This is a genomic window from Streptomyces sp. NPDC055140 (assembly GCF_053607285.1).
The window spans coordinates 1-1,426 of the sequence record NZ_JBSGTG010000196.1 but is presented as its reverse complement, the minus strand read 5'-3'; the positions used below and the strand labels follow the sequence as shown (position 1 = coordinate 1,426).

The 1,426-nt window shown below is 68.2% G+C and carries 2 protein-coding genes; both read right to left on the bottom strand.

The genetic code is table 11. The annotated features are described in order from the left end of the window. The coding region (locus ACWFR4_RS48940) for a hypothetical protein (protein ID WP_453658473.1) at positions 1-210 on the bottom strand (210 nt) is incomplete at its 3' end. Between the two features lie 784 nt (positions 211-994). Next, positions 995-1,231 carry a LuxR C-terminal-related transcriptional regulator gene (locus ACWFR4_RS48935; RefSeq protein ID WP_453658475.1) on the bottom strand — a complete coding sequence of 79 codons (237 nt, stop codon included), beginning with the start codon at positions 1,229-1,231 and terminating at the stop codon, positions 995-997. Between the last annotated feature and the right edge of the window lie 195 nt (positions 1,232-1,426).

Genomic DNA, 1,426 nt, shown 5'->3' with positions numbered 1-1,426 from the left:
CGCCAGCCCGACGCGCGCCCAGGGTCCGACGATGTGCGATGGAATCCCGGTCACCACCTCCAGGCGTAGGACCTGCTCACTGGGCGCCAGTACGTAAAGCCCCGCGACGTGCGCGCCCGTGTCGGCCACGACCTCGGCCAGCGCCTGGTCCAGCTCAGCCGCTTCGCGACCGGGTCCGGCAACGGGGATGGGGACGGCAGAGCCTGACACGCGCCCTACCCCTCCCGCTCGGTGCGCGACGAGTACGCCCGCAAGCGACTCCCGGCCGCTACCCCGCTGCCCCCCAGGTCGGTACCGACCTGCGCCGATCCGGCACCACGCGACAGACCGGGATGTATCGCCAGGCACGCCGACTGACCTCGAACAGCAGTGCCTCTCTCCAGGGGATCTGCGAGATCCGCACTCACGCGCGCTACTGCCTGCTCAACCCCCGCCGCAGCCCACCCGCGCTCCACCCACAGGACCGCCGACCGGCAGCCGCGCCGAACACGCCTTGCTGGATCCGCTCGCAACGCACTGAGGCCATCGAAGAATGAATCGCCCATACTGCAACATTTTATCTCGATTCGGCGATGCGGGACGCCTGTGAGTTTGGTCTGCAGTTGAGGTTGCTGGTTGCGGTTACAGCCAGGATCGGGATCCCCAGTGCAGGTCATGGTCGACGGACGGCACTCTCCGCCAGGATCAACCCTTCGGAGGGGCTTGCAAGGCGAGCGAGGTGGCAGGTGGCGGCCACCCTGGTGGGGTGCGCCACCATGCGTCCTGCCTGGTGAGCCTGGCGGTGATCTCCGGCCAGTCCGCCCAAGTCAATCAGGTCGGACGGCAAGTTCTGGTCGATGGCGCGTCCCGACCGGCGGACGCAAGGCAATCACACTATGGAGTAGGGCTTGGGCGGACGCCTGTGCGTACAACTGCACCAACCCAGCCTCTCGTTGCGATGCGACAAGGCTTGACCGGGCGCGACGCGAAGGTCACGGCTGCACGCCATACCCGATCACCGTGGCAGGTCCGCCGGTCCCTGTACGGGTTTGGCTGCGGCGGCGGGCGCGGGTGGCCAGGCCTGCGATGAGAGGACCCCTTTCACGTAGGCGCGTCCCACCAGAGCTGTTCTGTTCGTGACTCCCCAGCGCCGGGACAGGCGCGCGAGATGGTAGTTGACCCCGTCCGCGGTCAGGCCCGCCTCCTTGGCGATGCGGGTGCTCGTGCGGCCGCCGGCCGCCACGGCGAGGATGCGTGCCTCGATGTCGCTGGTCTCTTCCGGATCCCTTCGTCCGCGGGGTTAGCGAGGTGGCCGGTTCCTCTAGGACGTGCGAATCTGCAGCAGGTTCAATGGGGCGTAGGGGGCGTCGCAGACCATGTCGATGGTCATCTCGCCGCGTCGTTCCAGGCCGACCGGCGAGCGCCAGGACACCTCGACCGGATACCG